Origin of the sequence: Tolypothrix campylonemoides VB511288_2, assembly GCF_045999855.1 — a bacterium.
GTDB classification, from domain to species: Bacteria; Cyanobacteriota; Cyanobacteriia; order Cyanobacteriales; family Nostocaceae; genus Scytonema; species Scytonema bouteillei_A.
Map to the genome: position 1 here is coordinate 260,157 of NZ_JBFPMW010000009.1, position 26,370 is coordinate 286,526.

Here is a 26,370-nt window from a genome sequence, read left to right on the forward strand (position 1 = left end):
ACATAACTCATCTTAATATGTTTCTCTACAAATAGAGCGGTTTTATTCTAATAGCAATACTGGTAGGTTTTGCTGGACAAAGAAAAAGGTGTAGTTGGGTTTCGTTCCTCAACCCAGCCTACTAATATTCTCAACCTTTGCCGTATTGACTCTAATGGTTTCAAAATAAAAGACTTGCTGCTGTTTTAATTCTATCTAAAGGTTCTACAGATCGCGGTAAAGTAGGTAAGCGAATAATATTTTGTTTGATAAATAAACTTTTATCTATTTCGAAACCAGAGTGATAGCGATTGTGGACGATATAACGTTGAGGGACACCCATTTTGGCTAAAGAATCTGTTAGACGTGTTTGTTCGGCGATAATTGCTGCTTCTGCTTGAATGACACCAATAAATTCTGTATGATTTGGATCTTGTAATTTTTTCTGGGCTTGCACAACTTGTTGGCGTAATTTTCGCAGTCGTCCCATAAAATCAACTCGACCTAAAACACTTTGATATTTCATCCATAATTTAAATATCCATGCCAACCAATCTGCTAGTGCAGAGGGCATTTCTAAAAAGCGGAGTAGATGACCTGTAGGGGCTGTGTCTAAAATAATTAAATCTTGCTGTTTGCGGTCTAATAACTCCATGATAGTAACGAGGGATAGCATTTCATCAATCCCAGGTAAAGCCTGCGCTACAAGTTGTCGCCAAGCTTCGGGAGTATAAACAATTTTGATTGCTCCTGGTTCGCTTCCTTCACCACTCATCATTGCAGCTAATTCCCAAAGGTAGTCATTGCGGAACTGTTCTAATATAATTTTGGCATCGATTTCTTGACCGCTTAAATTAGAGGTTAATTGGGTAGGTTCGTGTCCTAATTTCTGACCGAAAGCATCTCCTAAGGAATGAGCGGGGTCGATAGAAATGAGACAAATATTTTTATCGGGATAGCGATTGGCTAATTCCCATCCAATGGCTGCTGCTACCGTAGTTTTTCCAACTCCACCTTTACCACCAATAAGAATGAGTTGTCTGCCTTCGATAATAAAGTCAGTAAAACTAGGAAGTATTTTGACAGGAAATTGTATAACTGGTGGGGGGATAAGGGCAACAGTATCAATTTTTTGAACTTGGCTAATGAGATTATCTAGTGCTGTACCCCCAAGGGGTTCAGTGAAGAGTTGCGGTACGGTATATACAGACTGTTTTTCTGATAGATTAAGGAATTTTGCTAATAAATTTTGTTGCTCGCTATAGCGGTCTAAATCCGTCTTGGCATCTCTTAAGATTTTATTAATAAACAACCCACTGCAAGATATATCTAGTTCCTGCAAGTTATCTAAAAATCTCTCTGTTTCTAAAAGACTCATTGGTTCTGCGATCGCCACTACCAAGCAAGCAGTAAAATTGACATCCTGCAATAACTTTTTGCCTTCCGCTAATTCAGATTTCATTTTTGCTAAGAAATCATCAACTTCATCAGGTATATAACGTCCCGTAAAAGTTTTCGCGATCGCGCGATGTTTTTCTTGAAATAATTCTAAAGAATTTAAGACGACATCTAAAAAATCTTTAATTCCTAATAAATTTAAAGTATGCCCCGAAGGAGCCATGTCTACTACAATGCGATCGACAGTTTTTTCTGCTAGCAACCGTTGGATTTCCAATAATCCCATAACTTCATCTATACCAGGCCAATTTAAATCCCAAACAGGTGTTAAATCTTCCCCTTCGACAAAGCTTCCTCTTTCAACTAACAGTTCTAAATAATTTCCGTATTTTGCCTTAAATTCTAATAGTAATTGCTTTGCATCCAATGCTCGAACACTTAAATTTGGTAAATCGGGTAAAAGTGTAGCTTGTTCTACTACTTTTATTTGCAATACATCGCCTAAAGAATGGGCTGGGTCTGTAGAAATTAGTAATATACTCTCGTTAGAAAATAATGTAGCCCAGCGTCGAGCAAAAGCACAGGCGAGTGTAGTTTTTCCAACTCCACCTTTGCCGCTAAACATGGCTAAGTGAAGTGAGTCATATTGATTAATCTTATCCGTGAATTGGTAATTTGAGGTCATGTGTATATTTTTATTATAATTTTGCGCCTTTGTGCCTTTGCATGAGACAAAAAATATCCAGACACAAAATTTAACAATTAAATAAAATGATAAGGAGGTAGCGGTTCTCCTAAATGTAACTCCCAACGCGGACAAGCCTCTTGCCAAGTTAAATATTGTTCTGCTAGTAGATCTTCATCTTGACTCCTTACTAAAAGATAAATTCGGGGTTCTTTGTCCTCCTGTTGAACAATCTTAGATTCGTAAATTTGACTGATTGTCTCAACTATATTTTCCCACTCTGTTGTTTGAATAGCAGAAAAGTCTTGCTGTGTTTGATAGCGTTGTTTTTTAGCTAAAAAATACTGTCTCCCCCCTGATGCTGTTGGTGTAGTTGTTTCATCTAAAGTCCGAGGGATAAACTTTAAAATATATTCACTTTTCCCATTCATTACGTGTAACTTTTCTAGATATTCCTCTGCGCGAGATTCTAGATACGTTAATAAGTTATCTTGTGAAGTAAAAGAAGTACCAAACCGGAGAGGTAAAACTGTCGTTTGACGAAAGACTTCACAAATAACGCGATCGTGTGACAAGACTGCTTTAATTAATATTTCGTCATTACTTTGTAATAATTCTATGGAAATAGCAGGTTCCACTAGCGCAGAAATGCCAGATGTGCTAATTAAAAGTACACTATTACTGATGCCTGCGGGTAATTTTAGGTCAGTAACTGGTGTTTTTAAAAAAGCATAAACGTAAAGGTTTTCAGTCACCATGTATAATACAGTCAATCATCTAAAAATTTATTATGAAAAACCTTCGCAATCGCGGACTAAATAGACCTAAAATCAGTACAATGCCTCGCTTCAAATCTGAAACATCTGAGCAATTAAAGCTTTACAAAATGGTATCAGATCGGCAGCGTCTTCAGCAAGAACTGAAATTTATGGCTGAACGTATGGAACAATTGAAACAGCACCTCAGCGATTTAGATACTCAAATAGAGGAAACTGAGCAATCCATTCAAAATTTGCGTCAATCACCTTCGAGCCAGTCTCAAACGACACGCGTTATTCCGACTCGCAATACAACTAATGAAAAGGGTTCCCAAAGGGGTCATAAGGTTTACGAGTCGAATAATTTTGAAACTTTCTACTTAGATATTTAATTAAAGTTCAGCTTCTGCTGCTTCTTCTTCCATGGCTTGAATTTGCAGCAAAAGCTCCTCTTCTTGAATTTCAAACTCTTCTTCAGATATTTCTCCAATATCAAATGCTAGTTGCAAAGCTAACAAACGTTTGTGTAAATTTTCTTTTTCATCCAATTCAGCACTAGCACGTTCTAGAAGTTGTTCTCCTATCCAGGTTATGCCTTCAAGGGGACCCATGACAGGAAATAATAAGATTTTCAAAAACATAACTTTGGTTACACTTAAGAAAGTTGGGCAAATGTATAAGGTGCAGTAAAGTTGTTATAGCGAATTCGCAAGCGATCGCTCAATTGTTTGTCAATAGCTTCTACCTTTTCACTAAACAAAGCTTCACTATCCCAAGGAATTAAATAAGCTGCATTATAAATCATTTCTTCTGTCATCGTATCATTTTCCACGATTTCTTCTGCTAAACCATTTAATTCATCTTGAAAAGCTTGGATAATCGCTTCTTTACGAGCTTCTAAACCCTTCTCAATCATCTGACCAATTTCGATGACTTCTTCCATTTTCAGAGTTTTACCTTCCATTGCATCGCGCTTTTCTCGCAACTCCGGATTTGACTCTAGCAATGCTTGGATTTCCTCCTGGCTGTTCCACAGAACTTTGACGCTCACTTCCCGGTGTCCATCTAATTTTTGAAATAACGCCTCTAATTCTTCTTTATAGGGAACTAGCAACTGTTCGTTAACAGTGTCCCATGTTTTCACAACTAATCCAAAGCGTAGTGGTAAATGGGTACGAAATCCCAGATTCATCGCTTCTTCTAAAACTTTTTCATGGCATAGTAAATTGCGTCGGGAAGCAAGATACTTTGCTTGTTTTGCTTCTGAATATAAAAAGTTAAATCCCTCTATAGAATAGTTCTGAACTATTTGTTTATCTATTCCTTCGAGAATGACATTATCGGAAATTGCTTGGGGGAAAATTCCGTAAAGATAAAGCCCTGAAGTCATAAATGTTTCCCAGTTATTTTTAAAAATTTACAAACTCAAATTTAGATTGGTTTTGAAGTCAATACTAACCGTAATTTTGCATGAATTAAATTTAAATTAGCCAAACCTAAATCCACTTCACCGTGCAATACTATACCAATGTTTAAAAGCCGATCTAGTAATTCTAAGATGGACGGTTTTTGGCTGGGTTCTCCTGGGTAATAAGTTCCCGGTGCAGGTAAAAGAGTACCTAGTTCTCCCAAATCTACATTTAAATCCTCTGGTTCTATTTCAAAAATTTTGCACAAGTGCAATACTTGTTCTTCTAGTTTTTGTAAACTTTCTGCTGCTTGGTCTAACTGTGAATCACTCAGAAGTTGTTCATCCATCCGCCGAATCACTTGTGCTTCCATTAGCTGGCGAATAAGTTCCAGCACAGTTAACAATAGAGAAGCTAAACCTGCTTTACTGTTTAGTTTGTGAACATTAGGAATTTCTTCTGTCGAACTTTCCGACGATTTGCCAACTAACGTCATCTCAAAAATTTTTCCTATAAAAAATTTTCTTAAATCAGCTACCAAAAATTTTCTCTAAAAATCTTCTCCTTCCCCTTGTCTTTGGCTTGGTAAGCTTGTCCCAAAATCTACCTGACTCATAGCTAAAGCCTTGAGCGATCGCATTTCTGCTTCTAAGCTTCGCAGCCTATCTTGAAGTTGGCGGTTTTCCTCAATCAAAGTCTGGGTTTTCCCACTGAGATGGGGATCGCCTTCCCACCAATTTATTCCCATTTCTTTTGCTTTATCTACCGAAGAAATTAACAGCCGAATTCGGATATGCAACAACTCGGTAGAGGCGATAGAAACAGAAATATCACCTGCTATTACAATTCCCTTATCTAAAATCCGTTCCAGAATATCTGCCAAAGTCGAACCTTGGGTAGAGGTGTTAATTGTTCGACTGGAGTTAGCTTTAGAACTAGATGGTATTGGTGTTGATGTCACGATTTAATTAGCTCTTTTTTGATATACAAAGTAGTTTCCTCTATCCAAAAAGTATTTACATAACAGAACACACTAGAAATTTATAGCTTAACTCGTAGCAATTGTCACTATTTTCATAAATTTCTTCAAATTAATTTTTATTGCAAATCGATATTTTTTCTTAACAGTTAGATAAAAAATTATTAAATCCCTTGAATTTTTGGTATTGTCTCAATTATTAAGTTTATTTTAAAATTTTTTCGAGTTTATTAGTGTATATTGATTGCAAGCAAATCTATTGAGATTAAATTCGCTTTCCAACTTAGGGATTCGTAAGTAATTACAATAGACTGTTTACAGTTTTTAAATTTGCTTTATGAATTGCAATAATATTTTTTTTAATTAATTCATAATTTGGATTAATGCAAAGTTCTCTATTGAGAGGCATTAGGGTAAGCTTGTGTGCTGAAAAGTTACAGAGTTTTTATCCTCATCTCGCAGCATTAACTCTCTCTATATTTTCCGGTTCGTCTAAATTGCTCATTCATAATGTAATAGCTAAATAAATTAGCGATCGCTAGTTAATTTAGCTATCTAAAGTATTTCCAGTGTTTTGCAGTCATTCTCTGCAAGTAGGAGTTAACGATCGCATGCAAAATCAACAGATAAATTCCTTGCCCTACGTTCTTAAATTTAACGGACAAGACGACCATATTGTTTTGTCCAAAATGAATATAGATTATTCGTCAGGTTTCACGATAGAAGCATGGGTTTATTACAACAGCTTTAAGTTTTGGTCGCGGATCGTAGACTTTGGTAATGGTGTAGACAAACACAATATCGTATTTGCAAATGTTGGTCATACCAATACACTTGCCATACAAACCAAAAAAGGTACAGCAATAGAAAAAATTACAGCTAACAACGCCCTTGAAACTGGAAAGTGGATGCACTTAGCAGCAACAGTTGATAGCTCTGGTCATGGTAAACTCTACAAAAACGGTGTAGAAATTCAATCTGGAAAAATTCATCTTCCAGAAAACCTAAACCGAAGCCTTAATTACATCGGGCGGAGTAACTGGACACATGATGGTTATTTTGATGGAAGGATGGCAGAAGTACGCCTCTGGAACCGCACGCGTTCGGTGGAAGAATTGCAACAAGACTTAAACCGTCGTTTAGAAGGTAAAGAAGCTGGATTAGTAGGATATTGGCCTTTAAATGAAGGAACTGGCGATCTTGTTAGTCATAATGGCAAAATTATCGGTGGTGTCTGGCATCAAGAAATCTATTTTCCCACAGGCGATCGCGCCCATCACCTACAATCTATTCTTTCTTTTCGCGGTCTCAGTCAGTATATAGAAATTAAAGACCCCTTTGCAGACGATGGAGAATTTACCCTGTCCTTGTGGGTGAAACCTTCCATCCTCAATGATGGCAGTAACTACAGCATAATTGGCAACTATGCGCCTGAAAATCAGTATAACAAACCAGCGTTATGGTTAACCGCAGATAAATCGGGACTAGCTTATGACTCTTACGACTCCACCGGTCAGCGTTATCGCGAACAATTAGATAACTTTTTTGTCGTTAAAAATCAATGGGTACATATTACCTGGGTAAAACAAGGAACGGAGTATAAGTTTTATCGTGATGGGAAGTTGTTTGCTACTAAACCTGCTCCTAATAAAATTTATACTAATAGAAATACGACCTATTGGATAGGACGAGAGAGCAATTTCTGGTGGGGTAAAATTGCTGCATTATCAGTTTGGAATTGCCCTCGCACTCCAGATGAAATTCAAGCCAGTTTATATCAAAAACTGTCAGGAAAAGAATCAGGCTTAGTGGGTTATTGGCCTTTAGATGAGGGAACTGGCGATAAGCTAGCTAATAAAGTCATTAGTAAAGATGGAACTATAGTTGATGCTACCTGGGAAGAAGCAAAATTAACACTGATTAATCCTCAGACAAATCAACCAACAACGACTCAATTTGTTCTTACTTTTAACGGACAGAGTACTTGCATTAATTGTGGCGATCGCATCAATTTAGCCAACACCAGTTTTACCATAGAATTTTGGGCAAAACGCAACTCAACAAAAGCCTGGTCAGTCATTATTAACCAGGGTAACAAAAAGCAAAATCAAGATTTGCACATAGGCTATCGTAGCAACGATGTCTTTACCTTAGCTTTTTATGGTGATGATTTAAATACAGAAATAAATGTCACAGATACTGAATGGCATCACTGGGCTTGTGTTTATGACGCCACAACTAAAAAGCAAATCATTTATCGAGATAGCGAAAAACTTCTTGAGAGAACGGCTAAAGACGACTATAAAGGCACGGGAACTTTATATATTGGTGTTGTAGAGGGTAAAGAGTCATTTTTCTCAGGTCAATTGACAGAAGTGCGAATTTGGAAAAAACCCCGTACTGCTGAAGACATTAAAGCCGATATGTCCCGCCGTTTAACTGGAAATGAATTAGGATTAATAGCATATTGGCCCTTGAATGAAGGAAAAGGTAATATCGCCAATGACAAAATGAATATTGCCAATCAAGCAACCATTTATGGAGCAGCTTGGCAAAAGGAAGCCACCATCATTAAAGCCGTTAACGCGACACCTTCTTGGTCTAGTTTACTTTCATTTGATGGAGTCGATGATTTTGTCGAAGTACCTTATGCAGCCAACCTCAATCCCAGTCAGTTTACCTTATTGTGTTGGGTAAAAGTAGAAAAAGGGCAAGGAACTTGGCGTTCTGTTATTACTTCACGAGATGATTCTCCAGCCAAGGGATATATTCTCTATGCAGGTGATAATAACAGATGGCAATTTTGGGTAGGATCGAGTACTCAAAGCAGTTGGATTATTGTCAATGGTTCGGACGTAGTTTTAAATACTTGGACATCAGTAGCAGCAACTTATGATGGTAGCAGAGCAAAACTGTATATTAATGGAGAATTAGTAGGGGAAACAGTAGCTAATTATGGAATCAATTCAAAACGCCCCTTACGAATAGGTGCTGGTGCAACTGAAGGAATTCAAAAATACTTTTTCTCCGGAAAAATTGCGGAAGTTCAACTTTGGGATAAAGTTTGTACTCTAGAAGAACTGCAAAAGAATATGCAGGGTTCTCTTGTTGGTAACGAATCAGGCTTAGTTAGTTATTGGCCTCTCAATGAAAGTAAGGGCAATAAGGTTTCTGACAAAACTAGTTATGGCAATCACGGTCAAATTACAGGTGCAACTTGGGAAGCAAAAACAAAAGAATTAGCTGATGAATCTTTATCAGTAAAATCGGTTCTCAATTTTCAAGCGGATTTTGTAGAAATTCAAGATCCATTTGACAATAACAAGGAATTTACCCTGTCCTTATGGGTGAAGCCAAAAGCGATCGATGATGGCAAATGTTATGGTTTGCTTGGGAAAGATGAAAATAAATTCTGCAAACCCAGTTTGTGGTTATGTTCCAAGAATTCAGCCTTGGTTTATGACTCCTACGACACCACAGGAAAACGTTACCGAGAACTCTTAGATAACTTTTTTACAGAAAAAGCTCAATGGGTACATATTACCTGGGTAAAACGGGGAACAGAGTATAAGTTTTACCGTAATGGACAATTATTTGCTACTAAACCAGCACCAGAAATATTTTATACGAATAAAGAAACAGGTTATTGGTTTGGGCTTGCCGATAATTTCTGGGTTGGTGAAATGACTGAACTGAGTATTTGGAACTGTGCTCGATTGGATGCCGATATTAAAAATAGTCTGGGCGAGCGTTTAACAGGGAAAGAACCAGGATTAGTAGGTTATTGGGCTTTAAATGAAGGTTCTGGTGACACTGCCAAAGATGTCACAAGCCGTAATAATAATGGTAAAATTACGGGAGCTATTTGGGATTGGCAATTATTCTTTGTTAATGAAATACTAACTCCGCCTAAACCATCTGCCCTCGAACAGAATAATATCGACCTTGCTTATAAAGTCGGTGAATTAGAACAAAAGAATATCGAACAAGAAAAACAACTATCTGAACTTAAGCAGAAAAATGCTGAACTCGATAAGAAAGTTGCTGAATCAGAACAAAAGAACGCTGAACGAGATAAACAACTATCGGAAGTCAAGCAAAAAAATCTTGACCAAGATAAGAAAATTGCTGAATCAGAACAAAAGAACGCCGAACAAGACCAACAATTATCGGAGCTTAAGCAGAAAAATCTTGACCAAGATAAAAAAATTGCTGAGTTAGAAAAAAAGAATACCGAACAAGAGACACAACTATCAGAAATCAAGCAAAAAAACTCTGAGTTAGAACATAAAGATACTGAACTGACACAGAAGCTGTCTGAATTATCTCCAAAAGTTGTTGTGCTCGAGCCAAAACCAGTCATTCCTCAAAATGAGTGGCAGCAATTACAAAAACTTCAACCTGCAGATTTAAAGAGCGAATCATACTTTGGCGAAGAAACAGCATTTTGTGGAGAATGGGCGATCGCAGGCGCACGCAAAGCCAACAGAGCCGATATTGAAGATGCTGGGATCGCGTACATTTTCCAACTACAGAACAAGATGTGGCTGCAAAAACAGCGACTCCAGCCTCATGATATCCGTATGGGCGATCGATTTGGTAGTGCTGTCGCGATCGATTCGCAATGGGCGATTGTCGGCGCACGCAAAGCGGATGCTGGAATTATAAAGGACGCTGGGGCTGCGTATATTTACCAATTAGAAAATGGCATCTGGCAACAAAAGCAGAAACTGCAACCACAAGATCTGAATGTTAACAGTTCCTTTGGTAAGGGAATTGCCATCAGTAGAAACTGGGCGATCGTCGGCGCAGCTCGTGCCAAATTAGCCAACATTCAAGATGCTGGCGCAGCTTATGTGTTCCACCTAGAAAACGGAGTATGGCAGCAAACACAAAAACTGCAACCACAAGATTTAGGTTTTAATCAATGCTTTGGCAATGTCATTGCCATGACAGCAGAATGGGCGATCGTCGGCGGCGGCGATCGCTACAGTTCCGCTAGTGTAAAACGCCCCGGAGGAGCCTATGTTTACCATCTAGAAGACGGCGTATGGCGGCAAAAACAGAAACTGCAATCACCCCAATTAGGAATTAATGACCTATTTGGCTATTCCGTCGCCATTTCAGGAGAATATGCCTTGGTAGGAGCCGTCAACACTCCTGTCGCCAATGTATCGGGGACTGGAAGCGTTTATATCTACAAATTAATAGAAGGAGTTTGGCAACCACAACAAACACTGCAACCATCCCAACCCAAATACTGTGCTTTCTTTGGGGCAACAGTTGCGATCGCCAATGACATAGCCGTTATTGGCTCAACCCGCGCAGATTCCTCCAAACTCAAAGCCACAGGTGACGCTCATATTTTCAAACTAGAAAAAGGAGTATGGCAACTCAAAGAAAAACTCCAACCCACAGACTTACACTACGAAAGCTACTTTGGATTTTCTAGCCCAACAGATAGGGAATGGATTTTTACAACTGCTGCTTGGGCAAACACTCCAACCGCGAAACGAGCGGGTGCTGTTTATGTCTTCGCATCTCGGTAAGCTACCTGTATTTTCACATCACACCCAAAGACACAAAAGCGCAAAAACTCTCTGCGTCCTCTGCGCCTCTGCGGTTCCTTCAATCACTCGTTCACTCATCAAACAGCCATATGCCAAACACCCAAATTAACTACCTACCCTACGTCCTTAAGTTTGACGGACAAAGCGATCGCATCATCTTACCCGAACTCAATATTAACTACTCCCAGGGTTTAACAGTAGAAGCTTGGATATATTACAACAGCTTCACATCAGGTGCATCGATCGTTGATTTCAGCAATGGCGCTCTTAACAATACCATTATCTTTGCCAATCAAGGAGCTACCGATACTTTATGTTTGCAAATTAACAACCAACAAATTCTTGCCGAAAAAGCTTTAGAAACAGGTAAATGGCTGCATCTAGCAGCCACAGTTGATGCTGCAGGAAATGTCAAAATTTATAAGAACAGTCAAGAAATTCAATCGGGAAAAATCCAACTCCCAGAAAGCGTCAACCGAACTCAAAATTTCATTGGCAATAGTCACGCTTCCGAAGATGGATATTTTAACGGACGGCTGTCAGAAGTGCGTTTGTGGAAACATGCACGTTTGCCAGAAGAACTGCAAAGAGATATGCACCGCCGTCTTGAAGGCAATGAAACAGGGCTTGTTGGTTATTGGCCTTTGAACGAAGGAAGCGGCTGTACAGCCAGCCAGGATGGACAAATTAAAGGTGCAACTTGGCATCAGCAAATCTTTTTTCCTATTGCCAGCCCTTTAAGTTATCCCCAGCCTGTTCTCTCTTTTCACGGACAGAGCGATTATATAGAAATTAAAGACCCGTTTGTTAACAACAAAGAATTTACGATTTCCTTGTGGGTTAAGCCCAGCGTACTCAATGATGGTTGGCATGGTTTGATAGGTAAGCAAGGCGATCTATATCGCAAACCTGGGTTGTGGTTGTGTCCCAGTAATTCAGGATTGTCTTACGATTCTTACGACTTAAATGGTAAGCGTTATGGGGAAACATTAAATAACTTTTTTGAAGTGGAAAATGAGTGGATACATATTACTTGGGTCAAACAAGCAACAGAATACAGGTTTTATCGTAACGGCGAACTGTTTGCTACATACCCCGCACCTGAATTCTTTTACACTAACAAGTACACCAGTTATTGGATAGGTCGAGTTGATAATTTCTGGTGGGGTGAAATTGCGGAAGTTTCTATCTGGAGTTCTCCTCGAACGCAAGAGGAAATTAAAGCGAGTAGATATGAACATTTAGTAGGAAACGAACCAGGATTGGTAAGTTATTGGCCTTTTAATGAAGGTATTGGTCAGACAGTTAGCGACCGCACCAGTTGCAGCAATGTTGGTACAATTATCGGAGCCATTTGGCAAGAGGAATACTCCATAAAAGCCTTTGAGCAAAAGGCAAACTTTATAGAATATGCTCTAGAGTTTGATGGTGTAGACGATTATATAGAACTATTTCCAGAGAGCCTTCCTTCAGGCAATCAAATTACTGTAACCTTTTGGGCTCAAGGTGGGAGTCGCTTGCCAAAAAATGCTACTGTCATTGAAGCGATCGCAGAAGATCGTCAAAGAGTTTTAAGTATCCAAGTTCCCAATGTCGATGGGATGGTTTATTTTGATTGTGGCTGCGATGTCACCCAACCCAATGAAAATTACGATCGCATCGAAAAAGCAGCCCAACTTTATGAATATCAAGGTGAATGGATGCATTGGGCATTTGTGAAAAATGCCACAGTGGGAGATATGGAAATTTACCGTAATGGATTACTCTGGCATAGTGGTAAGGAAAAAAGAAAACCTCTGCCCAAAACGAGAGTTGCGAATATAGGAAGATTAGCTCGTGCTGCTTCCGCTCATTATCACGGTACTCTAGCTGAACTTGCTATTTGGAATCAAGCCAAAACGGCAGCCGAAATTCAAGCAAATATTGGCAAAGCCTTACATGGGAACGAACCTAATTTAGTCGCTTATTGGCCTTTACAAGATGGCTGCGGTGATTTAGCCAGTAATAAAGCGAGCCAGCAGAATTATGGTAAGATTAAAGGTGCTAAATGGCAGGAAAAAATTGTTAACAATCGAGCCTTACATTTGCCATATAGTTTATATTTCCAAAGGTTTGATAATCACATACAAATTAAAGATCCTTTTGAGAACGATACAGAATTTACAATGTCTTTTTGGGTCAAGCCAAGCTTACTGAACGATGGAGCTTGGCACGCCTTAATCGGTCATCAAGGAGATAAGTATCGCAAACCTGGAATATGGATGACGCCAGATAAATCGGGATTGATGTACGAGTCATACGATCTAACAGGTAAGCGTTATTTTGCGTTAATAGATAACTTCTTTGAAGCCAAAGAAAAGTGGATTCATATAACATGGGTCAAACAAGGAACCGAATACAGATTCTACCGTGATGGCGAACTTTTATTAACTCAACCTGCGCCAGAAAAATTTTTTCATAACAAAGAGACGGGGTACTGGATTGGCAAAGTTGATAATTTTTGGGCTGGTGTAATTGCCGAATTTACAGTTTGGAATTATGCCCGTTCTACCGCTGAAATTAAAGGTAATATCTACACTCGGCTGAGAGGAAACGAATTGGGGTTGGTTGGTTATTGGTCTTTAAACGAAGGGATTGGCGACATAGTGAGAGATAAAAGCGATCGCGCCAATAACGGTAAAATTTACTTCGCCACTTGGACACAACAAAACTTTATCAAACCTGCAGCCATCAGGGACGAACCAAACGTCATCAAATCTGCTTTGAAGTTTGACGGTCATGATGACCACATTTCATTACCCAGAATGGACTTTGATTATTCCCAAGGTTTCACAATCGAAGCGTGGGTTTATTACAACAGCTTCAAAAAATCCTCACGAGTCATCGACTTTGGTAATGGTATCGACAAAGATAACATTATCTTTGCCAATCGGGAAACAGATAACGATCTGATTTTAGAAATCAAACGTGATGGCGTAGGGCAAAGGATCGCAGCCGCAAATGTATTAGAACCTGGTAGGTGGATGCACTTAGCAGCAACAGTCAGTGCTGATGGAACTGGCAAACTTTACAGGAACGGTGAACAAGTCCAATCTGGAGCAATTCACCTACCCAACAATGCCAATAGAACTTTGAACTACATCGCTCGGAGCAACTACACGTTTGATGATTATTTTGACGGTATGATGTCGGAAGTACGCCTTTGGAAAAAGGCTCGTAATCAAGAAGAATTGCTCAAGGATATGCAACGTCGTTTGTTAGGAAATGAGGAAGGTTTGATTGGTTATTGGTCATTGAATGAAGGACGTGGCAATAAAGTTTTAGATAAGACTACCAATAGCAACACGGGTATGATTCATGGGGCTATTTGGCCGCAGTCCTACGAATCGGATTACTTGCAACCCGTTTTGACATTTGATGGCAAGGATGATTATGTAGAAGTTCCAGAGCATACTAACCTTAGCAATCAAGTCACAGTTTCAGCTTGGGCGAGAAGCAATACCCCAACGTGGAACCAATACGGTTGTTTGGTTTCCAAACGCAATCCTTTTAGTTTGCACCCCGAAGCTGGTGGCAAAACTTTTCATTTTTATATCCGTTCTGGTGTATGGAAATGTGCTAGTTTTACACCGAACATAGACATTACCCAGTGGCACCATTACGCAGGTACGTTTGATGGCAGAACTATTCGTTTGTATATCGATGGTGAAGAGGTAGCTCGCACGGAAGCACCAGGACAATTAAATAATGATAACGGTCGTTTGTATATAGGGAGGGATGTTGAGTCGCCATCTCGATATTTCAACGGTCAAATTTCTGAAGTTCAAGTCTGGGATAAAGCACTTACCCCAGCAGAACTGCAAGAGCACATGCACCGTTCTCTGGTGGGGAATGAGCGAGGGTTAATTGGGTATTGGCCTTTAAATGAAGGGTCTGGAGATAAAGTTTTAGATCGTTCTCACCGTGCTTTGCATGGAAAAGTTTTTGGCGCAGCTTGGGATGGACAAATCTTCTTTGAGAATGAACCGTTAATTACCAGACGGGGATGGCAGCAAGTACAAAAGTTACAACCCACTGACTTAAACAGTAACGCTTTCTTTGGCGAAGAAGCAGCAATTAGTGGCGAGTGGGCGATCGTCAGTGCTCGCAAAGCAAATGGATCGCGTTTGCTAGAAGCTGGAGCCGCTTACATTCTCCAATTGCAGAACAAGATGTGGCATCTCAAGCAAAAGTTGCAACCTCATGACTCTCGTGTGGGCGATCAATTTGGGTGTGATGTCGATATTAGTGGGGAATGGGCAATTGTCGGAGCGAGAAAAGCAGATACTGTGGGAATGCAAGATACTGGAGCTGCTTATGCTTTTCGTTTGGAAAACAGGGTATGGCAGCAGGTACAGAAACTGCAACCCATTGACTTGGCTGCTCGCGATTACTTTGGCAAAGGTGTAGTTATGAGTGGCGATTGGGCTTTTATTGGGGCTTACAATGCCAGAGCTAACAGCATTCAAGGGGCTGGAGCAGTGTATGTTTTCCATTTGGAAAATGGAATGTGGCAGCAGGTACAGAAGTTGCAACCAAAGGATTTGGGTATTAACCAATGCTTTGGGAACTCTATGGCTATTAGCGGGGAGTGGGCAATTATCGGTGGTGGCGATCGCTACGCCTCTGCTAATGTTAAACGTCCGGTTGGAGGTGCTTATATATACCGTTTGGAAAATGGTGTGTGGCAACTCAAACAGAAGTTGCAATCTGCTCAAGTTGATGGTAAGGATTTATTTGGGTACTCTGTAGCGATCGCAGGAGAACATGCTTTTGTCGGGGCAGTCGGTACTAAAGTTGGCAATGTTCTCGCTGCTGGCAATGTTTATACGTACCAATTGGAGAAAGGAGTCTGGCAAATTAAACAAAAACTGCAAGCCGAGTATCCCAAGTATTGTGGATTTTTTGGTGCGACAGTGGCGATCGCTAAAGATGTGGCGATCGTTGGTTCCACCCGTGCCAATTCTGCCAAAATTATTGATACTGGAGATGCTTGCGTTTTCCATTTAGAAAAAGGTCTGTGGCAGCAAAAACAGAAACTGCAACCAGCCGATTTGCATTACGAAAACTACTTTGGTTTCTGCACTCCCATTGATGGTGAGTGGGTTTTTAGCACTGCTGCTTGGGCAAACAATTCCCACTTCCGCAGGGTAGGTGCTATCTACATTTTCCAAGGTCGTTAAAGAATTTTAGATTTTGGATTTTGGATTGAACAATTTTCAATTTGGAATTCCTGAAGTGAGTCAGCAAACAGGTGAATGGAGAAAGCAATTTGCCTGTTTGCTTGCATACAACATTTTTCTAAAGCTTTGCTGTTGAGACCCTGTCTAGGAACGATCCATTTAAGTTGAGAGATGCCACGCTTCAAGTCATCGGTTATTATGATATCAGGTGTTAAAAAGCATAAAGATTAGAAAAGTTGTTGATGATACAAATCGAAGCCATACTAGCAGAGGATTAATTATATGACTATTAAAGAACTCTTGCTCCAAGAAATTGAATCCTCACCAGAGTCTCTCTTAGAAGCAACTCTTGATTTTCTACGCTTTTTGAAAACAAAGCGAGTAGCAGAAAAAAAAGATACGCAACCCCCACACATTCAACTAGAAACAGCAGGTTCTGAAACCTTAAATCAACCACAAGAAAACCCGATAGATAGTTCTCAACTACCCTACCGTCCAGCTTCTGGCCGTTCCATCCTCAGACACGCAGGCACTTGGGCAGGCGATGACTTCGATGAGTGTCTTCACTCTGTTTACGCAACTCGTGGCAAAGCTAAGTTCGATTATGACTTAAATCCTTTTGAGTAATGTATTTACTAGATACAAATCACTGTAGTGCTATCATTCTTGGCGAACCAAACGTCATTCGTCGAATAACTGAGGTTGGAGAATTAAACATTGCTACTTGCGTAATTGTGCAGGGAGAACTTACATATATGATGGAAAATTCTGCACAAAAGGAAACGAATCTCGCTTCTTTTACCGAATTTCTTGAAGATATACGCATCTATAATGTAACAGAGGGCACGGCTAATATTTACGGTCAGATCAAAGCTGGTTTGATGAGACAATTTGGTCCCAAGGAAAAAAGCAAGCGGAGAAAAACTCAGGTAACAGACCTAGGCTTTGATGAAAATGACCTTTGGATTGCGGCTGTAGCCTTACAACACAGTCTTACCGTTGTATCAGCTGATAGCGACTTTCAGAGAATTCAACAAGTTAGAACATTGTCTGTTCAGTCTTGGTTGTAAATTTTATGCGCTGGGAGAGATTGAGAATATGTCTCCACAAGAATTGGAAAAACTAATTCAGCAACATGGTGAAGCTGCCAAGGCATACGAAAATGAGGCTGTTCAAATTGGCTACACCTATATAATTCCAAACTTTGGTTTTGATGCAGTCATGCAGAACACTCTGGATTTACTACTAGCTCCTAGAAAAGACTGGAATCATGGAGTGGTGGATATTCGAGTTTTTACAAAGCCTCACGACTATATACCCTTTGACTCGAACGAAGAAACTACAGAAATCGAAATTATTGATTTCTGCTCACTTATCCGAAATATTTATCCTCATGAGTATCCTTATTACGAATTACCCGAATGGTGGACTGAGGAAGATATGCAAGCAGCCGCTGAGGTGCTCGATCCACTTGACTTTGCAATTTGGATACAAGATACATTTCGTCCTGATGAGTCAGAAGAAGAGATACTTGATATGTGGTTGAAGTCCGTGCAACCTTACTTAGGCGAGGAGGTTCTCTTTTACAAGATGGAAGATGATAATAACTCCAATTGTGGTTTTGCTCCATATCTGTTTGTTGGAGATCGCTGTCTTATTCTTGTTGTACGATGTTGGCAGCTATGATAGTCATAATGCGATGTCAGTTATAAATTTCTCACAAACGATGACTATTAAAGAACTCCGGCTCCAAGAAATTGAATCCTCTCCAGAGTCTCTCTTACAAGAAACTCTTGATTTTCTACGCTTTTTAAAACCAAGCGAGTAGCAGAAAAAAAAGATACGCAACCTTACCGTCCAGCTTCTGGTCGTTCCATCCTCAGACACGCAGGAACTTGGGCAGACGGTGACTCCCATGAGTGTCTTCAGTAACAGGGGAAATTCGGCAAGGAGCGATCGCGACTTATTCGTAATTCAGGATCTACTTAATTAAAACCTCGGCAGACTTCTTTGCATCTTTGCGCCTTGCTCATTCCACTGTGAGTGAGGTTGTTGCCAAGTTAGGTTTAGATGCGACACGACGAGAGTGAAAAGCAACTCCACTGACTGTCTGTACTGTTACATTGAAGTTTGTTAGCAGAAATAGCTAAAATTTAATTTAATTAACTCTTTTAGGTAGAGCCGAATCAAAAACCTGCTGTGCGGTAAAGTTAAGCTGGGGGAAGGTAGGGGAAACAATCAAGTCATTACCTGTAAATTTAGTAATTTGGTACTCATCTCCAACAAGCTGGCATACTAAGAAAGTAGGTTGTTTAGGGTCCCCAATGAATTTTTTACCCCCTAGCCCTTTATAATCAGCAATCCAGTATTCAGGAATGCCCATTTCCTCATAGTCCCCAAACTTATCGTAGTAATCATCCCGCCAATTGGTACTGACAACTTCCACTACTAAAGGTACGGATGCTGCTTGAGTAACTGTTGACTCTTTTTGGAAAAGAGGTTCGTTAGGGAGATTATCTAAATTTAGCAACACTATATCTGGAGAGTAAGTAGACTCGGCACCAGGAGTTTTAACAAATGTAGTTTTAGGTATCCCATAAGGTAAGTTGAGCCGATCAATCTCTAATGTTAGCTTGCGTGATAAAAATACGATGACTTTTTCATGGTCCCCAGTTGGTGGTGCCATTTCAACAATTACTGCTTTATGTAGCTCGTAGCGCTTCCCGTCGTTGGGGAACCACTCGATAAATTCTTCGTAGGTTACAGGTTTAGTTACCGCTTGGCTCATAAGTTTACCTCCCACATATATTTGACTTTAACAGAGAGCGATTAACCATCCGTCAGATACGGATGGCTGGTTGTCTACGCCTTTGAAAATAAACTTAGCTGCCGAGAGTTACCAAAGCTACTAACCCTCACCTTGCTAGTCTAAAAGCATGGCTTGTTTGAATTCGCTAACAAAGTCATAAAAGATGGGCAAGCCTCTGAGTCATAAAATCAAGAGATAAAATAAGGATTGCAACTGGTCTGACGGTCTTGGAGACAAACCCCAATATGGTACACGCAACATCCAATACACTGACATTGGAGGAGTTTCTACATTTACCAGCAACGAAACCAGCCAGTGAGTACATTGATGGTCAAATTATTCAAAAACCCATGCCACAAGGGAAACATAGTTTAATTCAAGGAGAGCTTGTCCCTACCATCAATATTGCAGTCAAGCCTAAGCGTTTGGCTCGTGCATTTCCCGAGTTACGTTGCACTTTTGGCGATCGCTCAATTGTACCGGATATTGCAGTTTTTGTATGGGATAGGATTCCGCGTGATAAGAAAGGGGAAGTTGCCAACGCATTTTCCATCCCGCCAGATTGGACAATTGAAATTTTGTCTCCCGATCGACGCCAGACAAAAGTCACGAAAAATATTCTTTATTGTTTGAAGTATGGGACTCAAATGGGTTGGTCGATCGATCCGGAAGAGCAAACGGTGTTTGTTTATCGTCCCAAGCAAGAAACTGAGGTTTTTGATGAACCAGATGCGCTGTTGCCCGTACCATCTTTTGCAAGTGAGCTAAAACTGACAGTTAAAGAATTGTTTGCTTGGTTGTTAGAATAAGCAGTTACCCTATCAGGTAATCTTCATCAACCTGATTCCACGCATCTTGTTCGCAAATCAAGATTTCATATTTTGCCCATTCCCTAACTCTTCGCAATGGGTGATTCAGAAATTTTTTGGCTATTTCTGCTTCTTTGTCTTCTCTTCGTGATCTTTGCGACGCCAGGTGCTTCAAGCCGGGGAACCCTAGTCGAGCACTGGCTTGTCTTTGCGGTTCCATACAAAAGGGGGTAAAAAGCAGTTTTGTCACAATTCCCATCAAAAAGACTATGCTAACCATACGATCGCTTCTAAAAGCTTAATTGACCAACTAGAACAAAAGGGTCTAACTTGGAAAGGATACTTTGAAGATATTCCATCGCCTGGTTCTGTTGCTGTTGTTGCCCCCAGTTTAAACCGCGTGCTGTATGCATCCAAGCATAATGGTTTTATGAACTTCAAGAAAGTCCAAGACGACCCGAATTTGTCGAGTAAAATAGTAGGGCTTGACCAGTTAACCACTGACCTAAAAAGCGGAAAAGTTCCCAACTACAGCCACATCATCTTTAACCAGTGTCATGAAATGCATGGTTTGCAGGAATGTTCTAACCTGAAACAACTGATTCAAACTGGCGATGCAACGATCGGTCAATTTGTCAACAAAATTACTAGTTCCAAGCTCTGGGCTGCTTCTGGTAACAATGCAATTATTATTACTTGGGATGAAGATAGCAATCCGCGTGATAAAGCTGAAATTCAAGGTTGCTGTGGTTTTGACCCTAGGAGTAAAGCTAACTTTGGCGGTGGTCACATTGCCACAATTGTAATTACCAATCACGGTTCACGCGGTGTTGCAGACAACACACCTTACAATCACTACTCACTGTTACGAACTACAGAGGACGCTTTTGGCATCTACGAATACTTAAACTTTGCAGGCGATACAGCTAAAGGAGTTAAGCCGATGACGCCCCTGTTTGCAAACAAAAAAGTTGCTAAAAGCTAGAATGTGTTTTTATTCAAAATTTTACGAAACACAATCTTGTCAGCACCTGCGGTGTAGAAGTCTCGGATGCGAGCCTCTTCCTCGTAGCCGCATTTTATGTAGAATGCCCGCGTGCGATCGAAGCTTGCTAAAGTTTCCACCAGTAGCATTCTCCCACCGCGTGCTTTCAAAGTTTCTTCAACGTAGCGCATCAGTTTCCCACCTCTTCCTTTTCCCTGGTGGTCGGAGCGAATGGCTATCAATTGTAGGTTCCAAGTTTGCTCGGTCATCCGTTCGGGCTCACAGTAAGCGACTCCCACTGGTCCATCTTCGTCATCGTCGTCGGTGACCCAAAAAGCATCGCTGTCGCTGTTACCGTCGAGGTAGTCAGCCAGCATTTTGCGAAGCACCTCGATCTCGTTCGGCTCGAAACCGATTGTCTTGGCTACAGCAATCAGCGCCTCTGCATCTTCGGGTTTTGTAGGTCGGATCATGGTAAACTTTAGTGTGTGCTTATTTTTACTTAATCTTGAAGATTTAGCTTCTCTTACATTTAGTCACATTTTTGACATCAATATTTCTAAGTGCAAAATTTACGTTAAAACATTGTGACTTCAAACTCTAAATCACCAAGCCTAATTTTACTGCCAACTGTAAGTAAGGCGGGTGCTGAGGGTTGGTTCGCTTCTTGGGATAAGAGTTGCAGCCCGTTAACAAATGTACCGTTACGACTGGCAAGATCCACAATCTGAAGTTTTTGATTGACCCACTGCACGATCGCATGATGCCGCGATATAGTCATTATCTGGTCAGGTTCGTAGCCGCTCAAATCGATGTCAACAACGATATGAGGCGGATGATTGCGCCCAATGAGCGATCGCAATCGATTCAGTGGAAAACTACTCTGAGCTTTTGGACCATTACGTACCACTAGGTAAGCCGTATCGGGAGTCAGTTGGCTCAGTCCAGGAATAGGATCGCAACCCAGACCAGCAAACATTATGAACCTCCTAAAAAGGATGAAGGATAAAGGATAAACGATGAAATATGAACGAGAAAGGGTGAAGGATTAAGAAGTAAAATATAATTCATAATTCATAATTCATAATTCAGTTGACGCGTCGATCTCAGTAAACCAGTGGTTTGGTGTGCGGTAAGTTTACCTGTTTTGTGAAGATTATCCAATTGCTGAGAGGCTTCATTGGCAATTGTTGTCTGACCCGATTTTAAAGCCGCTACCTGAATCTGACTCAGGAGTTCCCCTGTAAGCAGAGGATCGTGTGTCAAGGTGAGTTCGGTACTGTAGCGATTGATATCCCAGCAAAGGCGATCGCGATCCACCTCTTGATTAACTTGCTGTGCTTCTCGATAGGAGGGAGTCACTTGCAGTGAAAGAGCAGGAGAAGGAGAGGGGGAAGATGATAACTGAACTTGGGCGATCGCGTAATTCCCTGGTAGTTGATTTGCACTCAATGCAGGTACTTCTAAAGCCAACAGTACATCTGTGGCAGTATCTACTCGTAAGTTTCGTAGGTGAATCTCTTGGGAGGTGGTTTCTGTCAAAGGAAGGTAATCAGGACGTAACCGACAGCATCTTTTCAGCTTAACTCCGGTTGCCAAATTCAAATTCAAAGTCGCGTCTGTCACTGCAATTGCTTGTACAGCCTGCAACCGCTCTTGAAGTTGGGGCGTCAGCAACGTTGGATTATCTGCATACATGAATGTTCCTTGTCCGCGATCGCTCAAGCTGACGAGTAAGGCTGAATTAAAATCGGCAGCATTTCCCAATCCTACCGTACATAAGCTGATGCCATCTTCTGCCATTTTCTTGGCTTGCTCGATCAAAATGGCTGCATCCTCCAAAACCGCTCCTTGTCCGGTCGTTGGATGTCCATCTGTAATTAAAATTCCTACCCTTGCTCTGCCAGTATCTGAAGATAATTCAGACTGAATCCAACTCAAAGCTAGATCTGTCCTGGTGACTCCTTCAGCAACTAACTTCTTGAGAACAGACTGTAGCTGGTCAAGTTGACTGTTTTGCAGATTTTGTACCAGAGGAGTTACCCAATCTGCAAAGCTAGCAATAGAAAGGCGATCGCTTGCTCGTAACTGAGCCGCTAACGCCTGAGTTGCTGCTTTTGCCCCTTCCCACTTTTCACCTTGCATTGATGCACTAGTGTCTAGAGCAATTGCCAATTGCAATGGTAAGTTTGCCGCTTGTCTTGGGGTATCGCCTGACGACGGTAAAATCCGAACTCGCAGAATATGTTCTGAGAGTTGCGAACTCACTTTAGCAGGGCGGTCCCAGTCAAGTTGCAAGTTGAACATAACACCCAAAATAATCTAGTAACGCCGCATCTCGTTCAAGAACTTGTTTTGATATCGTAAAAACTCTTGGCGTGATTCTTGAGAACGGCGCTTGTGGTCTGCATGAATATCCTTCCGCAAATTCTCAAGTTCCTGAATCCGATGCTGTCGATCTTTGAGAAACTCGCCTTGATATCTGAGATACTCGGTGTGCCATTCCTTAAAGCGACGTTCACCATCCCGCACCAGCATTTGTCGATAGTGTTCGTGAGATAGTAAGTGCGGAGGAACATTAGAAAGATCTGCCATGATTAAAGACCTCAAAGTAAAGGGTCATGGAAAGGAATCAGAAGGTTAAGAAGCTTATGAAATTCTTCTTCAGCTTAGCTTGCCCTCTGCCTCCTGTCTTCTAGTACTATACCCGTTTCCATTGCTTGCTCAACCATTGCCTCCGAGCTTCACCAGCTAGCATTTTCGCTGTAGCACCATGAGCGCGGGCGCGATCGCTCGCTGACAAGTCCAAACGGCTTAAAGTTTGGCAAGCCCGGAAACTAGCGATCGTTGCACCTGTACGAACTTGGCGCATGGTACGAATGAGAATCACCGTTTCACCTCCGAACGTTTAGTACTGGCTGTGCTTGCTGTTGGCAGTTCTTGAAACAAATCCTGTAGAATTAGCTTTGATTCGTTTACAGGCAGTTTAGAACGAGAAAGTAAGACATCCATACAGATATCTCGAAAGTCACTACTCTTGATATGCACGGGAATATTTTGGTTTTTGCAGACTTTAGCAACAATTAAACAAGCCCGCAAACCTGAAGCCCTTTCATTTTTTGTGCGCTGCTGAAAACACTTGACCAAATGGACGATGAGTAGGGCATCCTTACGAGCCAACCCTGCTTTTTGGATGAGAATTTCCTGTTGGGTTGTCTCGTCTGGTTCGGGAATATCTATTGTGACTAAGCGATCCATGAGAGCGTCTTGAGTAGCGTGTACCCCGCAATACTCCTCTGGATTGGAGGTAAATATGGCGCGGAACTCAGGATGGACGCGAATATATTCCTGGCGATTGTTAGCCGCCGCAGGTAACACTAGGAGCTTTTCTTCCAATGCCGAAAGCAAGACGTTATTGACTTCAGGACGAGAACGATTGAATTCATCGTAGACTAAGGTAAAACCCTCACGGCAAGCTGTCGTTAAGCGGGAATCTACCCAGGATTCACGGAATTCATCCTCCATCTTGACAACGTTATGGATGTAGTTGTCTACAACCTTCTTGCGGCTATAGCCTCGTTGATTGCCGATTAAATCGGAAGATTTGTATTCATCGTCCCCAAACACTAGTAAAATAGGACGTTCTAGCATATTCGCTAGATGTACTGCCAGTGTGGTTTTGCCCGTACCTGCAGGACCGCGTAGATGTACGGAAAACCCTGTTTGCAGGTAGCGCAAAGCACGCTTGGTCAGATGGCTGACTTTTGGCGTTTCGATGAAATTTTGTGATTTGATTTGGAGAACTGTAGCCACAACTAACTCCAATTGCGATCGTTAGAGTTGACCCCTTGAGTTAGGGGGTTCGCTCTTACTGGTGAAATATCAGATTGGATACTTCCAAATGAGGGTGCTGTTCCCCAAACGTAATCTTGCAAAGCAGCGACAAAAGCGGCTCGTTCTTGAGCTTGTTCTGTCCAAGTTTCTTGTTGCTGCATTCGCGTTGCTTCTAAGAAAGCAGCGACTTCGGCTTGCAAGGTTGTATGGAAATTGTTTAACGACTCGCGCATGACAGCAGCCATAGCAGTGCGTTCGGCGGTTGCGTTGTGCAGAAATTCTGCTGTTTCTGCTGCTAAGTTTTGACAAAACTCTTCGAGCCAAGCTCGTTGGTACTGATGCAACGCTGCCATTTCTGCCTGAATTTGCTGTCGAGTTTCTAGCACGTTTTGTTGACGTTGGCGAACTTCTTGTTCGCGTTGCTGCCGTGCAGCATACCATTGTTCTCTAAGAGACACAACTTAAGCTCCTTCCCGCTATACCTTAAAAAAAGTAGAAATTAATTTTTTCTCTATCCACTTTCAATTTTTAAATACTGAAAAGGCCTGCTACTGCGGTTCGGCAACAGGCAGATTAACTGAAGTTAGATCGAATGGGCGATCGTCGCCTAACTTAGGCAGCTGGTACAGCAGCTTGAGCAGTCAAGCCAACCGCTTCAGCGTACTTCAAATAAGTTTCTACGGATGCAATGACCACCCGTGCTTCTACTGCTAGCAGTTCAATACCAACTAAAGACACCCTTGCCCATAAATCGATGACGACACCTTTATCAAGGATGCGATCGATAACTTCTGCGAGGCTGGAGGATGAGTTTACTTTTTCAACGGCCATGATTATGATGACTCCACAATTTTAGATAAATTTTAAAAACCCGTTGTCGAGGGAGCCTGCAACAGACTTCTCAGTTTTTGCAAGCAATAAGTTTTTCCAGATTCAATGTCAGGTTTTTCTTCAGACATTAACAACTTGAGTCACATTTATGACTCCTCGCTATTATTACCTATATAATTTTGATTTTGATGTTAATTTTTTTTACTCGTATAGCAATAATTCTCAATCATTTATAACAATACCTTTGCTAATTATTAAAGCTGAAGATAAGCTGAAGGTGCGTGAATGTGACCCAAGCAGGAGATGGTGTGAAAACTACGAGCTAATAAAAATGGCTGGTGATTTTTTGGGAACACAAATCGATTGGCTGTATGAGTGACAGAGTTTTGAGTAACATTCATAAAGTCTTCTTAACCCCTTTATTCGGCGATTTGTTAGGTGATGTTGGAGGAGGGGTTGAAGAGGTTTAGTGGGTTATCTTTATATGTGTTGGTTAATGTGGAAGTTGAACTGTGGAAGACGAAGAATTTTTGCCAAGGTTAGAAGTTGAAGAATTGTTGGCAAGATATGCTTTAGGGGAGAGAGACTTTGAAGCGAGTGATTTGAGTGGAGTTGATTTGAGTGGGATTGATTTGGCAGCTAAAGCGAAGAGAGGTATTATCTATAACAAACGAATCAACCTTAGTTCTTGCAATCTCAGTCATGCAAACCTAAGTGGTGCCAATCTCTATCGTGCCTTTATGATATTTGCCAATTTAGAGAGTGTCAACTTGGAGGGAGCGAACTTGTGGGAAGCTCAGTTGGAGGGGGCTCAATTAAAGGGTGCCAATCTTAGGGGAACCAATCTCGGTGCTACCAATTTCGCTGGTGCTGACTTCACTAATGCTGATTTGAGCGGCGCTTCATGGGGATTTAATGCCAAAGATGCTTTTTTTAAGAATACCATCATGCCTGATGGTACTGTTATGACTGGAAGAGGATGAGTCAAGCAACGCAATAGAAGTTGATAACGCGTCCCAAAATGCATATATCTCGGCAGGAACCCTTGTAGGAGAGCCACTAGTGCATAAATTACTGAGCAAGTGGGTATATTGAGATTTAT

Annotated in this window: 25 protein-coding genes; 9 read left to right on the forward strand and 16 right to left on the reverse strand. The window is 41.1% G+C overall.

From position 1 onward, the window contains the following. Nucleotides 1-160: 160 nt before the first annotated feature. Complete coding sequence (locus AB0756_RS25660; RefSeq protein ID WP_237265969.1) at nucleotides 161-2,062, reverse strand: ArsA family ATPase; 1,902 nt, start codon at nucleotides 2,060-2,062, stop codon at nucleotides 161-163. 77 nt (nucleotides 2,063-2,139) lie between these two features. Beyond that, entirely contained in the window at nucleotides 2,140-2,835 is a 696-nt protein-coding gene (locus AB0756_RS25665; RefSeq protein ID WP_237265970.1) for a GvpL/GvpF family gas vesicle protein, read from the reverse strand. Nucleotides 2,836-2,852: 17 nt separating this feature from the next. On the opposite strand from AB0756_RS25665, the gene AB0756_RS25670 reads away from it, so the two are divergent. Then, entirely contained in the window at nucleotides 2,853-3,212 is a 360-nt protein-coding gene (locus AB0756_RS25670; RefSeq protein WP_050046654.1) for a hypothetical protein, read from the forward strand. Here AB0756_RS25670 and AB0756_RS25675 read toward each other — a convergent pair whose 3' ends face one another. The 4 genes from AB0756_RS25675 to gvpJ are packed head-to-tail and all read right to left on the reverse strand — an operon-like array spanning nucleotide 3,213 to nucleotide 5,190. Then, nucleotides 3,213-3,461 (reverse strand): gas vesicle protein GvpG, encoded by a 249-nt coding sequence (locus tag AB0756_RS25675; protein WP_038082233.1) that lies wholly within the window; start codon nucleotides 3,459-3,461, stop codon nucleotides 3,213-3,215. 14 nt (nucleotides 3,462-3,475) lie between these two features. Continuing rightward, nucleotides 3,476-4,210, reverse strand: coding sequence for a gas vesicle protein GvpF (gene gvpF, locus AB0756_RS25680; RefSeq protein WP_038082234.1), 735 nt, complete (start codon nucleotides 4,208-4,210; stop codon nucleotides 3,476-3,478). Between the two features lie 41 nt (nucleotides 4,211-4,251). Beyond that, nucleotides 4,252-4,725, reverse strand: coding sequence for a gas vesicle protein K (locus AB0756_RS25685; RefSeq protein ID WP_038082236.1), 474 nt, complete (start codon nucleotides 4,723-4,725; stop codon nucleotides 4,252-4,254). A 54-nt stretch (nucleotides 4,726-4,779) separates the two neighbouring features. Beyond that, a complete protein-coding gene (gvpJ, locus tag AB0756_RS25690; RefSeq protein ID WP_038082238.1) occupies nucleotides 4,780-5,190 on the reverse strand; it encodes a gas vesicle protein GvpJ in 411 nt (136 codons plus the stop codon). A gap of 587 nt (nucleotides 5,191-5,777) precedes the next feature. Between gvpJ and AB0756_RS25695 the strand changes: the two genes are divergently transcribed. From AB0756_RS25695 to AB0756_RS25715, 5 genes are all read left to right on the forward strand, one after another. Beyond that, nucleotides 5,778-10,757, forward strand: coding sequence for a LamG-like jellyroll fold domain-containing protein (locus AB0756_RS25695; RefSeq protein ID WP_167844784.1), 4,980 nt, complete (start codon nucleotides 5,778-5,780; stop codon nucleotides 10,755-10,757). 110 nt (nucleotides 10,758-10,867) lie between these two features. Next, nucleotides 10,868-16,000 (forward strand): LamG-like jellyroll fold domain-containing protein, encoded by a 5,133-nt coding sequence (locus tag AB0756_RS25700; protein ID WP_038082241.1) that lies wholly within the window; start codon nucleotides 10,868-10,870, stop codon nucleotides 15,998-16,000. 282 nt (nucleotides 16,001-16,282) lie between these two features. Beyond that, a complete protein-coding gene (locus AB0756_RS25705) occupies nucleotides 16,283-16,627 on the forward strand; it encodes a hypothetical protein (RefSeq protein ID WP_038082242.1) in 345 nt (114 codons plus the stop codon). Then, the gene (locus tag AB0756_RS25710; protein ID WP_038082243.1) at nucleotides 16,627-17,070 is read left to right on the forward strand and encodes a type II toxin-antitoxin system VapC family toxin; all 444 of its coding nucleotides are present in this window, start codon (nucleotides 16,627-16,629) and stop codon (nucleotides 17,068-17,070) included. Before AB0756_RS25705 ends, AB0756_RS25710 begins: the two co-directional genes overlap by 1 nt. A gap of 28 nt (nucleotides 17,071-17,098) precedes the next feature. Continuing rightward, nucleotides 17,099-17,686: a hypothetical protein gene (locus tag AB0756_RS25715; RefSeq protein WP_038082245.1), complete on the forward strand. Its 588-nt coding sequence runs from the start codon at nucleotides 17,099-17,101 to the stop codon at nucleotides 17,684-17,686. 472 nt (nucleotides 17,687-18,158) lie between these two features. Here the strand turns inward: AB0756_RS25715 and AB0756_RS25720 are convergent, their stop codons facing one another. Then, nucleotides 18,159-18,788 carry a Uma2 family endonuclease gene (locus AB0756_RS25720; protein ID WP_038082246.1) on the reverse strand — a complete coding sequence of 210 codons (630 nt, stop codon included), beginning with the start codon at nucleotides 18,786-18,788 and terminating at the stop codon, nucleotides 18,159-18,161. A 266-nt stretch (nucleotides 18,789-19,054) separates the two neighbouring features. On the opposite strand from AB0756_RS25720, the gene AB0756_RS25725 reads away from it, so the two are divergent. Next, nucleotides 19,055-19,618, forward strand: a complete 564-nt coding sequence (locus tag AB0756_RS25725) for a Uma2 family endonuclease (protein WP_038082247.1) — start codon at nucleotides 19,055-19,057, stop codon at nucleotides 19,616-19,618. Nucleotides 19,619-19,820: 202 nt separating this feature from the next. Further along, complete coding sequence (locus AB0756_RS25730; RefSeq protein WP_082051876.1) at nucleotides 19,821-20,603, forward strand: alkaline phosphatase family protein; 783 nt, start codon at nucleotides 19,821-19,823, stop codon at nucleotides 20,601-20,603. On the opposite strand, the gene AB0756_RS25735 is transcribed toward AB0756_RS25730, so the two are convergent. The 9 genes from AB0756_RS25735 to AB0756_RS25775 all read right to left on the reverse strand — a co-directional run bounded on the left by AB0756_RS25735 (nucleotide 20,600) and on the right by AB0756_RS25775 (nucleotide 25,669). Then, a complete protein-coding gene (locus AB0756_RS25735) occupies nucleotides 20,600-21,076 on the reverse strand; it encodes a GNAT family N-acetyltransferase (RefSeq protein ID WP_038082248.1) in 477 nt (158 codons plus the stop codon). The genes AB0756_RS25730 and AB0756_RS25735 overlap by 4 nt on opposite strands. Before the next feature lie 104 nt (nucleotides 21,077-21,180). After that, complete coding sequence (locus tag AB0756_RS25740; protein WP_038082249.1) at nucleotides 21,181-21,582, reverse strand: FHA domain-containing protein; 402 nt, start codon at nucleotides 21,580-21,582, stop codon at nucleotides 21,181-21,183. A 95-nt stretch (nucleotides 21,583-21,677) separates the two neighbouring features. Beyond that, entirely contained in the window at nucleotides 21,678-22,910 is a 1,233-nt protein-coding gene (locus AB0756_RS25745) for a vWA domain-containing protein (RefSeq protein WP_038082251.1), read from the reverse strand. A 15-nt stretch (nucleotides 22,911-22,925) separates the two neighbouring features. Next, nucleotides 22,926-23,198, reverse strand: coding sequence for a hypothetical protein (locus AB0756_RS25750; RefSeq protein WP_038082252.1), 273 nt, complete (start codon nucleotides 23,196-23,198; stop codon nucleotides 22,926-22,928). Nucleotides 23,199-23,304: 106 nt separating this feature from the next. Beyond that, the gene (locus AB0756_RS25755) at nucleotides 23,305-23,493 is read right to left on the reverse strand and encodes a hypothetical protein (protein WP_050046650.1); all 189 of its coding nucleotides are present in this window, start codon (nucleotides 23,491-23,493) and stop codon (nucleotides 23,305-23,307) included. Continuing rightward, the gene (gene gvpN / locus AB0756_RS25760) at nucleotides 23,490-24,416 is read right to left on the reverse strand and encodes a gas vesicle protein GvpN (RefSeq protein ID WP_038082315.1); all 927 of its coding nucleotides are present in this window, start codon (nucleotides 24,414-24,416) and stop codon (nucleotides 23,490-23,492) included. Before gvpN ends, AB0756_RS25755 begins: the two co-directional genes overlap by 4 nt. Before the next feature lie 2 nt (nucleotides 24,417-24,418). Continuing rightward, nucleotides 24,419-24,895, reverse strand: coding sequence for a gas vesicle protein GvpC (gene gvpC, locus AB0756_RS25765; RefSeq protein ID WP_050046649.1), 477 nt, complete (start codon nucleotides 24,893-24,895; stop codon nucleotides 24,419-24,421). Between the two features lie 154 nt (nucleotides 24,896-25,049). Continuing rightward, nucleotides 25,050-25,268, reverse strand: coding sequence for a gas vesicle structural protein GvpA (gvpA, locus tag AB0756_RS25770; RefSeq protein WP_038082255.1), 219 nt, complete (start codon nucleotides 25,266-25,268; stop codon nucleotides 25,050-25,052). A 254-nt stretch (nucleotides 25,269-25,522) separates the two neighbouring features. Continuing rightward, nucleotides 25,523-25,669: a hypothetical protein gene (locus tag AB0756_RS25775; RefSeq protein ID WP_153021430.1), complete on the reverse strand. Its 147-nt coding sequence runs from the start codon at nucleotides 25,667-25,669 to the stop codon at nucleotides 25,523-25,525. Between the two features lie 111 nt (nucleotides 25,670-25,780). On the opposite strand from AB0756_RS25775, the gene AB0756_RS25780 reads away from it, so the two are divergent. After that, nucleotides 25,781-26,251 (forward strand): pentapeptide repeat-containing protein, encoded by a 471-nt coding sequence (locus AB0756_RS25780; RefSeq protein ID WP_050046648.1) that lies wholly within the window; start codon nucleotides 25,781-25,783, stop codon nucleotides 26,249-26,251. Nucleotides 26,252-26,370 lie beyond the last annotated feature (119 nt).

What these genes read in the sequence shown, in the direction of transcription:
- AB0756_RS25705 (WP_038082242.1), top strand. Translation starts at nt 16,283, where the DNA reads ATGACTATTAAAGAACTCTTGCTCCAAGAAATTGAATCCTCACCAGAG.
- AB0756_RS25715 (WP_038082245.1), top strand. Translation starts at nt 17,099, where the DNA reads ATGTCTCCACAAGAATTGGAAAAACTAATTCAGCAACATGGTGAAGCT.
- AB0756_RS25660 (WP_237265969.1), bottom strand. Translation starts at nt 2,062, where the DNA reads ATGACCTCAAATTACCAATTCACGGATAAGATTAATCAATATGACTCA.
- AB0756_RS25720 (WP_038082246.1), bottom strand. Translation starts at nt 18,788, where the DNA reads ATGAGCCAAGCGGTAACTAAACCTGTAACCTACGAAGAATTTATCGAG.
- AB0756_RS25750 (WP_038082252.1), bottom strand. Translation starts at nt 23,198, where the DNA reads ATGGCAGATCTTTCTAATGTTCCTCCGCACTTACTATCTCACGAACAC.
- AB0756_RS25740 (WP_038082249.1), bottom strand. Translation starts at nt 21,582, where the DNA reads ATGTTTGCTGGTCTGGGTTGCGATCCTATTCCTGGACTGAGCCAACTG.
- AB0756_RS25710 (WP_038082243.1), top strand. Translation starts at nt 16,627, where the DNA reads ATGTATTTACTAGATACAAATCACTGTAGTGCTATCATTCTTGGCGAA.
- AB0756_RS25675 (WP_038082233.1), bottom strand. Translation starts at nt 3,461, where the DNA reads ATGTTTTTGAAAATCTTATTATTTCCTGTCATGGGTCCCCTTGAAGGC.
- gvpF (WP_038082234.1), bottom strand. Translation starts at nt 4,210, where the DNA reads ATGACTTCAGGGCTTTATCTTTACGGAATTTTCCCCCAAGCAATTTCC.
- AB0756_RS25685 (WP_038082236.1), bottom strand. Translation starts at nt 4,725, where the DNA reads ATGACGTTAGTTGGCAAATCGTCGGAAAGTTCGACAGAAGAAATTCCT.
- AB0756_RS25725 (WP_038082247.1), top strand. Translation starts at nt 19,055, where the DNA reads ATGGTACACGCAACATCCAATACACTGACATTGGAGGAGTTTCTACAT.
- AB0756_RS25775 (WP_153021430.1), bottom strand. Translation starts at nt 25,669, where the DNA reads ATGAATGTTACTCAAAACTCTGTCACTCATACAGCCAATCGATTTGTG.
- AB0756_RS25700 (WP_038082241.1), top strand. Translation starts at nt 10,868, where the DNA reads ATGCCAAACACCCAAATTAACTACCTACCCTACGTCCTTAAGTTTGAC.
- AB0756_RS25735 (WP_038082248.1), bottom strand. Translation starts at nt 21,076, where the DNA reads ATGATCCGACCTACAAAACCCGAAGATGCAGAGGCGCTGATTGCTGTA.
- AB0756_RS25745 (WP_038082251.1), bottom strand. Translation starts at nt 22,910, where the DNA reads ATGTTCAACTTGCAACTTGACTGGGACCGCCCTGCTAAAGTGAGTTCG.
- AB0756_RS25670 (WP_050046654.1), top strand. Translation starts at nt 2,853, where the DNA reads ATGAAAAACCTTCGCAATCGCGGACTAAATAGACCTAAAATCAGTACA.
- gvpA (WP_038082255.1), bottom strand. Translation starts at nt 25,268, where the DNA reads ATGGCCGTTGAAAAAGTAAACTCATCCTCCAGCCTCGCAGAAGTTATC.